General features: G+C 64.8%; 11 protein-coding genes. 6 read left to right on the top strand and 5 right to left on the bottom strand.

Annotation, left to right across the window (positions count from 1 at the left end):
• Nucleotides 1–281: 281 nt before the first annotated feature.
• The 6 genes from A6723_RS19615 to cmoB all read left to right on the top strand — a co-directional run bounded on the left by A6723_RS19615 (nt 282) and on the right by cmoB (nt 4,686).
• Complete coding sequence (locus A6723_RS19615; protein WP_054908987.1) at nt 282–677, top strand: protease inhibitor I42 family protein; 396 nt, start codon at nt 282–284, stop codon at nt 675–677.
• 107 nt (nt 678–784) lie between these two features.
• Nucleotides 785–1,459 (top strand): lysoplasmalogenase, encoded by a 675-nt coding sequence (locus A6723_RS19610; RefSeq protein ID WP_054908988.1) that lies wholly within the window; start codon nt 785–787, stop codon nt 1,457–1,459.
• Nucleotide 1,460: 1 nt separating this feature from the next.
• On the top strand, nt 1,461–2,207 hold the full coding sequence (locus A6723_RS19605; protein ID WP_054908989.1) for an ABC transporter substrate-binding protein: 747 nt from the start codon (nt 1,461–1,463) through the stop codon (nt 2,205–2,207).
• Nucleotides 2,208–2,294: 87 nt separating this feature from the next.
• Nucleotides 2,295–2,867, top strand: a complete 573-nt coding sequence (locus A6723_RS19600) for a hypothetical protein (protein WP_026078837.1) — start codon at nt 2,295–2,297, stop codon at nt 2,865–2,867.
• A 113-nt stretch (nt 2,868–2,980) separates the two neighbouring features.
• Nucleotides 2,981–3,721, top strand: coding sequence for a carboxy-S-adenosyl-L-methionine synthase CmoA (gene cmoA, locus A6723_RS19595; protein WP_054908990.1), 741 nt, complete (start codon nt 2,981–2,983; stop codon nt 3,719–3,721).
• Nucleotides 3,718–4,686 (top strand): tRNA 5-methoxyuridine(34)/uridine 5-oxyacetic acid(34) synthase CmoB, encoded by a 969-nt coding sequence (cmoB, locus tag A6723_RS19590; RefSeq protein ID WP_054908991.1) that lies wholly within the window; start codon nt 3,718–3,720, stop codon nt 4,684–4,686. Before cmoA ends, cmoB begins: the two co-directional genes overlap by 4 nt.
• A 102-nt stretch (nt 4,687–4,788) precedes the next feature.
• On the opposite strand, the gene pdxJ is transcribed toward cmoB, so the two are convergent.
• The 5 genes from pdxJ to A6723_RS19565 all read right to left on the bottom strand — a co-directional run bounded on the left by pdxJ (nt 4,789) and on the right by A6723_RS19565 (nt 8,318).
• The gene (gene pdxJ, locus A6723_RS19585; RefSeq protein WP_024765545.1) at nt 4,789–5,532 is read right to left on the bottom strand and encodes a pyridoxine 5'-phosphate synthase; all 744 of its coding nucleotides are present in this window, start codon (nt 5,530–5,532) and stop codon (nt 4,789–4,791) included.
• The gene (gene recO, locus A6723_RS19580) at nt 5,525–6,229 is read right to left on the bottom strand and encodes a DNA repair protein RecO (RefSeq protein WP_054908992.1); all 705 of its coding nucleotides are present in this window, start codon (nt 6,227–6,229) and stop codon (nt 5,525–5,527) included. The genes pdxJ and recO overlap by 8 nt, the downstream gene beginning before the upstream one ends.
• A gap of 88 nt (nt 6,230–6,317) precedes the next feature.
• Complete coding sequence (era, locus tag A6723_RS19575; protein WP_054908993.1) at nt 6,318–7,259, bottom strand: GTPase Era; 942 nt, start codon at nt 7,257–7,259, stop codon at nt 6,318–6,320.
• Nucleotides 7,252–7,944: a ribonuclease III gene (gene rnc, locus A6723_RS19570; RefSeq protein ID WP_024765542.1), complete on the bottom strand. Its 693-nt coding sequence runs from the start codon at nt 7,942–7,944 to the stop codon at nt 7,252–7,254. The genes era and rnc overlap by 8 nt, the downstream gene beginning before the upstream one ends.
• A complete protein-coding gene (locus A6723_RS19565; protein ID WP_054908994.1) occupies nt 7,941–8,318 on the bottom strand; it encodes a DUF4845 domain-containing protein in 378 nt (125 codons plus the stop codon). The genes rnc and A6723_RS19565 overlap by 4 nt, the downstream gene beginning before the upstream one ends.
• Between the last annotated feature and the right edge of the window lie 130 nt (nt 8,319–8,448).

The following is an 8,448-nucleotide window of genomic DNA, read 5'->3' as shown; positions in this document are numbered from 1 at the left end:
ATGGGCCAGGGATGGTCCGTCGTGGCGTGCCCCTGAAACTTCGGTTCAACGAGGGTATTTTTCGCCCCAAGCGAAAAACCGGATGGAGGGGCAAGCCTTCTTGGTTACTTCTTCGGCGTCTGGAAGAAGTAACTCGCCCGAGGGGGCGAAATAAAACCTCTCAACACACGCAAAAGCGGCGCAGAAACTCCCAACCCAAAACACGCACAAAACGGACAAAGTCCGCTTCAACCCCGATTGCGTTATCCTGCGGCCCAACCCGTCCCCTCCCAGGAGCCGTCATGCCGTCGTACCGCACATTGCTGCCCCTCTCCCTGGCCCTGCTCGCCGGCTGCGCCGGGCAGACCAAACCCGTGGTCACCCTGGAAGACGCCAGCGACTGCAAGCCACTGAAACTGCATACCGGCCAGGAGCTCGTGCTGATCCTGCCGAGCAACCCCACCACCGGCTTCCGCTGGGAACTGCGCAATGCCGCCAACGGCCTGCTGCGCGCCCTCGGCCCGGAGGTGTACAGCAACCCGGAAGACGCCGGCCTGGTCGGCAGCGCCGGCGAATCCACCTGGCGCTTCCGCGTGACCGCCGCCGGCGAGGACAAGCTGGAACTGGCTTACCGCCGGCCCTGGGAAGCCGAAGTCGCCCCCGCACAGACCTTCGTCTGCCCCATCGCCGTGAAGTAACGCTGCGATACCCGGCGCCATAAGCCGCTCGCGCTGACGCCTTCGGCCTGTAGGCCAGGCGCCGCGCTGCGGCACAGTGGGCGTTCATTTCCTCGGGAGGGAACCCCATGCGCTGGGCACTCTTGGCACTGATCGGCGGTGCCGCCTACCTGTTCGCCGTGACCTTCGACCTGCCCGCCCTGCGCATGCTGTGCAAGCCGTTGCCGGTCCTCGCCATGCTCTTCTGGATTCTCGGCACACCTGCAGACGGCTATCGCCGCTGGGTTGCCGTCGGCCTGGTGCTGTCGATGCTCGGCGACATCCTGCTGGAATGGCCGATCAACGCCTTCGTGCCTGGCCTGGCCGCCTTCCTGCTTGCGCATCTCGCCTACCTGGTCGCCTACCTGGGCGACACCCGCCGCCCAGCCCCGCTAGGCCTGCTGATCGCAGGCGGCGTGGGCGGCGCCCTGTTCGCCCTGCTCTACAGCCGCGGCCTTGGCCCACTGCTGTTGCCGATCGCGCTGTACAGCCTGACCATCAGTGCCATGCTCTGGCGCGCCATCGCTCGCCTCGGCGTGCCGTCGATTGCCAGTGCCAGCCGGGTGTTCGCCGCCCTGGGCGCGCTGCTGTTCGTCAGCTCCGACTCGATGATCGGCATCAGCCGCTTCGTCGCCGCCTTCGACGGCTCCTCCTACGCGATCATGCTCACCTACTGGCTCGGCCAGTTCGGCATCGCCGCGTCGGTCACATCCCGTCATATCGCTCTGCCATACTCGGAAGGACAAACGACTTCCCGGGCGTGACATGCTGCGAATCGCTTCACCGCTGCTGCTTCTCTGTTCGGCGCTGGCCAGCGCCGAACCCTTGCGCCTGGCCGGCGACGACTGGTGTCCCTACCTCTGCCCTGGCGATCCGGACAAGCCCGGCTACCTGCTCGAAGCCCTCGGCCAGGTCCTGCCGCAGCCACCGTTGTTCGAACCCCTGCCCTGGCCGCGCGCCCTGCAGATGGCCCGCGAGGGACTGGTGGATGGCGTGGTCGGCGCCTACAGCGAAGAGTCCGAGGAGCTGCTGATCGGCGAGGAACCCATCGGCTGGGTGACCATGCGTTTCTACGTGCGCAACGACAACCCCTGGACGTGGCAAGGTCCGACCTCGCTGAGCAGCCAGTCCATCGGGCTGGCGCAAGGCTATTCCTACGGCAAGGAGCTGGACGCCTGGCGCGACGAACACCTGTCCAACCATGAGCAGGTTCAGGTACTCAGCGGCGAGAAAGTCCTCGAACGCAATATCCAGAAGCTGCTGCTGGGACGCATCACGGTGCTGCTCGAAGACAGCCAGATCGTCGAGCACTACCTGCATCGCCACGGCCTGTCGCAGAGCATTCAAGCAGCCGGTGAACTCGCCGACAAACGTCCCATGTACGTCGCCTTGAATCCTCGCCTGGATGGCGTGCAGGAGCGCCTGGCTGACCTCGACGAAGGCCTGCGTGAACTGCGTCGCACTGACCAGTGGAAACCCCTGATGCAGGGTTACGGCATCGCCGTTGACTAGTCCCACGAAGGCATGAGAAAAGTCCGGCAGAGCCCTCTGTCATCGGCTATAGATCAATCATAAGAGACTGGGAAAAAGGGGAGCTCCATGCGTGCAGTAGTTCGCTCGATGTTGTTGCTGGGAGCCTGCCTGACTCTCTCGGCCTGTGGCAGCCTGCTGCCCAGCGAACGCGCGGAAGTGCAATCACCATTCCTGGATTACCAGGATGCACAGAGCCGCTACAACCAGGTCGATCCTGGCAAGACCACCAAGTCGCAACTCTACGCGCTGGGCTTCGATCCGCTGTCCCAGGGCAATGCCAAGATGCTCTCGTTCATCGACGTGCGCCTGCTCTTCGTGCAACCCAATATCCCCATCGACTACCTGCCCGACGGCCTCGTCACCTGCCTGCAGGCCAAGGACCGCTGCATCGGCTACGCCTTCGACTTCAACAAGACCGACAGCCAGCGCGTCGGCAGTTTCTGGGCCGACATCTTCAACTTCCGCAAGCGCCGCCAGGTGCAGGGCTGGTCGTTCCGCCCGGTGTTCGTGCTGATCGACGATGTGGTCGTGCACAAGACCAGCAACGGCGAGCCGAATATCCGCCGCATGGAAGACAAGAAGAACCCGCTCGGCCCGCTGCAGGGTGCTGGCGAATACTTCTCCGACCAGCTCAAGTGACCCTTATCGGCTGACGCTTGGGCGCACTTCGCGCCTCGGCTACAATGCGCGCCCCGGCAAACCGGGCGCGCTGCGCCCCGTTGCCTGTTCAGCGTAACGAGGCCCCATCCAGCGTGAGCGAATCCGATCGCATCTTCGCCCAACCGCAAGCCCAGGTTCCCGACTTCACCTTCAACGAGGACGTGGTGCGCGTCTTCCCGGACATGATCAAGCGATCAGTGCCGGGCTACCCCACCATCGTCGAGAACATCGGCGTACTCGGCGCGCGCTTCGCCGCCCCGAACAGCGTGCTCTACGACCTCGGCTGCTCGCTGGGTGCCGTGACCCAGGCGCTGCGCCGCCACGTGAAGACCGACGGCTGCCGCGTCATCGGCGTCGACAATTCCGCACCGATGATCGAACGCTGCGGCGAATACCTGCGCGCCCAGGACGCCATGCACCAGGAACTGCTGCCGGTCGAACTGATCGAGGCGGACATCCTCACCCTGGATCTCAAGCCCTGCTCGCTGATCACGCTGAACTTCACCCTGCAGTTCATCGCCCCCGGACAACGCCTGGAACTGCTCACCCGGTTGCACAGCGCCCTGCTCCCCGGCGGCGCGCTGATCCTTTCGGAAAAACTGCGCTTCGCCGACGAGCAGGAGCACGACCTGCTCACCGACCTGCACATCGACTTCAAGCGCGCCAATGGCTACAGCGAACTGGAAATCGCCCAGAAGCGCACCGCCATCGAGAACGTCATGCGCCCCGATACCCTGGAAACCCACCGCGAGCGCCTGCTGGCCGCCGGTTTCTCCAAGGTCGTGCCCTGGTTCCAATGCCTCAACTTCGCTTCCCTGATTGCCCTGCCATGATCGAACGCTTCGACCTCGACCGCCTCGGCCTTGAACTGGCCGGCACACCGCTGGAATCCTGGGCCGCCACGCTGCCCGCGCAACTGGCCGCCAAGGTCGACGACGGCCATGGCGACCTGGAACGCTGGCTGGCGGCGGTGGATCGCCTGCCCGAACTGCAGCCCGCCGCCATCGAACTGCGCGGGCGCTTCAATCTGGAAGGCGCCTGCGACAAGGCCACCCGCAACCAGCTCAAGCTCGCCCTGCAAGGGCTGATCCCATGGCGCAAGGGACCGTTCCACCTGTTCGGCGTGCACATCGATACCGAATGGCGCTCGGATTGGAAATGGGAGCGTGTCTCGCCGCACCTCGACCTGACCGGCAAGCGCGTACTGGATGTCGGCTGCGGCAACGGTTACTACCAGTGGCGCATGCTCGGCGCGGGCGCGCGCAGCGTGGTGGGTGTCGACCCGAACTGGCTGTTCTTCTGCCAGTTCCTCGCCATGAAGCGCTACCTGCCAGACCTGCCGGCGTGGCACCTGCCCTTCGCCCTGGAAGACCTGCCCGAAAAGCTGGAAGGCTTCGATACCGTGTTCTCCATGGGCGTGCTCTACCACCGCCGCTCCCCCATCGACCACCTGCTCGCGCTCAAGGATTGCCTGCGCAAGGGGGGCGAACTGGTGCTGGAAACCCTGGTGGTGGAAGGCGACGTGAACACCGTGCTGGTGCCCGAGGACCGTTACGCGCAGATGCGCAACGTGTGGTTCCTGCCGTCGGTGCCGGCGTTGGAGCTGTGGCTGCGCCGCGCGGGCTTCACCGACGTGCGCAGCGTGGACATCAGCCGCACCTCGGTGGACGAACAGCGGGCGACCGAGTGGATGCGCTACCAGTCGCTACCGGACTTCCTCGATCCGGAAGACCACGGCCGCACCATCGAAGGCCTGCCGGCGCCCCTGCGCGCCACGCTGGTAGCGCGCAAGCCCTGAGCGCTGCCGACGTAGGGCGCATAACGCCCGAGGCGTTATCCGCCGTGATGGCGGATAACCCGTTCCGGGTTATGCGCCCTACGGTTTTTAAGCAGATGGGGATCAGCGGTTAGCCGCCGCCACGATCAGCGCCTTCATCTCGGCAACTGCCTGCTTGAAGCCCACGAACAGCGCGTGGGCGACGATGGCATGGCCGATGTTCAGTTCGTTGATCCCGGCAATCGCCGCCACTGGCTCGGCGTTGTGGTAATGCAGGCCATGGCCGGCGTTGACGATCAGGCCGTGGGACAGGCCGAATTCCACGCCATCGCGAATGCGCGCCAGCTCATGGGCCGCTTCGGCCGGGTTGTGCGCGTCGGCATAACGACCGGTATGCAGCTCGACGGCCGGCGCACCGATGCGTGCCGAGGCCTCGATCTGAAGCGGGTCCGGGTCGATGAACAAAGACACTTCGCAACCGGCGGCCGCGAGGCGCTGCACCGCTTCGCGGATACGAGCTTCCTGGCCGGCAACGTCCAAGCCACCTTCGGTGGTCAGTTCCTGGCGGGTTTCCGGGACCAGGCATACATGGGCCGGACGGATGATCTCGGCGAACTTCATCATCTCCTCGGTCACACCCATCTCGAAGTTCATGCGGGTCTGCAGCACTTCGGCGAGTACGCGCACATCGCGGTCCTGGATGTGCCGGCGATCTTCGCGCAGGTGCACGGTGATGCCGTCAGCGCCGGCTTCCTCGGCGTCCAGCGCGGCTTTCACCGGGTCGGGATAACGGGTGCCGCGGGCCTGGCGCAGGGTGGCGACGTGGTCGATGTTCACGCCGAGCAGGATACGGTTGGCTTCAGTCACGGGAGTTGTCCTTGCGATTCATGAAGAGCTCGCGGCTGACCAGCGGTCGGCCGCCAAGATGGGGTGCCAGCGCCTGGCGCATCAGGCGCTTGGCCGCCGCCAGGGCGCCCGGCGCGCTCCAGTCGGCTTCGGCCATGGCCAGCAGGTCGGCGCCGTGGAACAGGCCCGGCTGCAGGCTGCCGACCGGCTCGAGGCCCGAGTCGGGCAACAGGCGATAGAGACCGTCCGGCGCAACGCTCTGGCCGACGATATCGGTGTCCAGGGAAAAACCATAGCCCAGGTCGTCCAGCAGCCGCCATTCGAAGGAGCGCAGCAGCGGCTCCAGCGGATTGCCGGCGGCCAGCAGCGGCAGGGTCGCATGGTAGTGATCGAACAATGCGGGATGCGGATCCTCCGCCGGCAGCAGGCGGATCATCAGTTCGTTCAGGTACAGGCCGCTGAACAGCGCTTCGCCACTGAGCAGGTTGGGGATGCCGTTGGGTTCCAGGCGCACGACGTTCTTCAGCTCGCTGCGTCCGCGGAACTCGACCTCCAGCGGCACGAACGGCCGCGCCAGCGCACCGGCCTTGCCCCGCGCGCCGCGCAGCACAGCTCGCAGACGCCCCTGCGGGGTGAAGAAATCCACCAGCGCGCTGGTTTCCTTGTAGGGACGGCTGTGCAGGACGAAGGCGGCTTGGGCAGTGGAAGCGAGGCTCATGGCACTACGCCTGGAGTGGAAGTCGGGAGATGGACGCCCTCAGGCGCCCGAAGGGTGCGCCCCGCAAAAGGTCGCGGGGCGCCGAGGGTCAGAGGTCGCCGTAACCCAGCGACCGCAGTGCGCGCTCGTCGTCGGACCAGCCGCCTTTCACTTTCACCCAGAGGTTGAGCATGACCTTGGAATCGAACAGCACTTCCATGTCCTTGCGCGCGTTCTGGCCGATGCTTTTGATGCGCTCGCCCTTCTCGCCGATGATGATCTTCTTCTGGCCGTCGCGCTCGACCAGGATCAGCGCATGGATGTGCAGGATCGGACCGTCCTGCTTGAATTCCTCGATCTCCACGGTGACCTGGTACGGCAGCTCCGCGCCCAGCTGGCGCATGATCTTCTCGCGCACCAGCTCGGCGGCGAGGAAACGGCTGCTGCGGTCGGTGATCTGGTCTTCCGGGAAGAAGTGCTCGCTCTCCGGCAGGCGCTCGGCCACCAGGGATTCCAGCACATCGAGGTTCTGCCCGTGCTGGGCGGAGATCGGCACGACTTCGGCATTGGGCAGCTGTTCGGCCAGCCACTGCAGGTGCGGCAGCAGGTCGCCCTTGTCTTCCATGCGATCGACCTTGTTCACCGCCAGCAGAACCGGGCAGCTCACGTACTTGACCTTGTCGTAGACCATCTGGTCTTCGTCGGTCCAGCGGTTGCGGTCGACGACGAAGATCACCACGTCGACGTCCTTCAGCGCGGCGCTGGCCGAACGGTTCATGTAGCGGTTGAGCGCCTTGTCGTTGTCCTTGTGCAGGCCGGGGGTGTCGACATACACCGCCTGCACATCACCCTCGGTCTTGATGCCCAGCAGGGTGTGGCGAGTGGTCTGCGGCTTGCGCGAGGTGATTGCCAGTTTCTGCCCGAGGATGTGGTTGAGCAGGGTCGACTTGCCGACGTTGGGGCGGCCGACAATCGCCACGTAGCCGCAGCGAACGACTCCTGCTTCATCGTGCTCGGATTGATCGTGCTGGTCTTGCTCGTGCTCACTCATGGCCATTCTCCACGCCCAGGGCTGCCAGCGCGGCGGCGGCGGCCACCTGCTCGGCGATGCGGCGGCTGCCGCCGTGCCCGTGGGTCTTGTCATTCAGCAGGGCCACCTCGCACTCTACGAAGAAGGTGCGGCAGTGCGGTTCGCCCTGGATATCCACCACGTCGTAGCGCGGCAGTTCGCACCCGCGGGACTGCAGGAACTCCTGCAGGCGGGTCTTGGGGTCCTTGTTGGTATCCACCGGGGTCAGCTCACGCAACTGCGGGCCGAGCCAGGCCATGATCCGCTCGCGAGCGGAATCCATGCCGGTGTCCAGATAGATGGCGCCGATCAGCGCCTCCATGGCGTCAGCCAGAATCGACTCGCGGCGATATCCGCCGCTCTTCAGCTCGCCCGAGCCCAGTCGCAGGTAATCCCCGATTTCGAAACCGCGGGCCAGCAGGGCCAGGGTCTCGCCTTTCACCAGTCGCGCACGCAGGCGCGACAGCTGGCCTTCACGGGCCTGGGGGAAGTGGGTGAACAGAGCTTCGCCAATGACGAAGTTGAGGATGGCGTCACCGAGGAACTCCAGGCGCTCATTATTGCGCCCGGCGAAGCTGCGATGGGTCAGCGCCAGGACCATCAGGTCCTGGTCACGGAAGGTGTAGCCAAGCTTGCGCTCGAGTCGATCCAGGCTGTTGTTGCTCACGGCATTCGTACACGGAATTCTTTGTCAAATTTGACCACCAGGTCGATGTTCTGCACCAGTGGCTCGCGTTTTTCGTACTTCAGGTGGGCGCGGAACTCGTTGTTGTCGAGTTGGACGTCCAGCGCATCTTCCAGCTTGAGATCGCGGATGTTGTTGAGCATCAGCGCCTTGTTCACGTAGGCGTAGAACTCCGGAACAGTGCGCACTTCCGCAGCCTTGTCGGTCTCCACCGAGGTGATGGCTTTCTCGATGGCGTAGTAGTCCATGTAGTGCGGGATGACCTTGAACGCGGCACTGGCCAGGAACGCCACGACGGCGAGTACCACCAGCCAACCCAGCAACGACATCCCCTTCTGCGAACGTGCGTACGTCATATCGACCTCATGTCGGTATCTTTCTTATTTGCCCGCCAACCGCGGCGGATCCAAGTGAAGCGGGGCTGCCTCGCTCCCCGCGTGCAGCCCCGCCTTTATTTAGCATCGTTCCAGCCTTGCCGGCCCGGAG

This window comes from Pseudomonas sp. AU11447, assembly GCF_001672555.2.
GTDB classification, from domain to species: Bacteria; Pseudomonadota; Gammaproteobacteria; order Pseudomonadales; family Pseudomonadaceae; genus Pseudomonas; species Pseudomonas nitroreducens.
Note: the sequence above shows the minus strand (reverse complement) of the source record. Positions and strands in the feature narration are given on the sequence as shown.

Excerpts from the sequence above, each read along its gene's own strand:
- A6723_RS19615 (WP_054908987.1), top strand. The coding sequence starts at position 282 with ATGCCGTCGTACCGCACATTGCTGCCCCTCTCCCTGGCCCTGCTCGCC.
- A6723_RS19610 (WP_054908988.1), top strand. The coding sequence starts at position 785 with ATGCGCTGGGCACTCTTGGCACTGATCGGCGGTGCCGCCTACCTGTTC.
- A6723_RS19605 (WP_054908989.1), top strand. The coding sequence starts at position 1,461 with ATGCTGCGAATCGCTTCACCGCTGCTGCTTCTCTGTTCGGCGCTGGCC.
- A6723_RS19600 (WP_026078837.1), top strand. The coding sequence starts at position 2,295 with ATGCGTGCAGTAGTTCGCTCGATGTTGTTGCTGGGAGCCTGCCTGACT.
- cmoB (WP_054908991.1), top strand. The coding sequence starts at position 3,718 with ATGATCGAACGCTTCGACCTCGACCGCCTCGGCCTTGAACTGGCCGGC.
- recO (WP_054908992.1), bottom strand. The coding sequence starts at position 6,229 with ATGAGCCTCGCTTCCACTGCCCAAGCCGCCTTCGTCCTGCACAGCCGT.
- era (WP_054908993.1), bottom strand. The coding sequence starts at position 7,259 with ATGAGTGAGCACGAGCAAGACCAGCACGATCAATCCGAGCACGATGAA.
- A6723_RS19565 (WP_054908994.1), bottom strand. The coding sequence starts at position 8,318 with ATGACGTACGCACGTTCGCAGAAGGGGATGTCGTTGCTGGGTTGGCTG.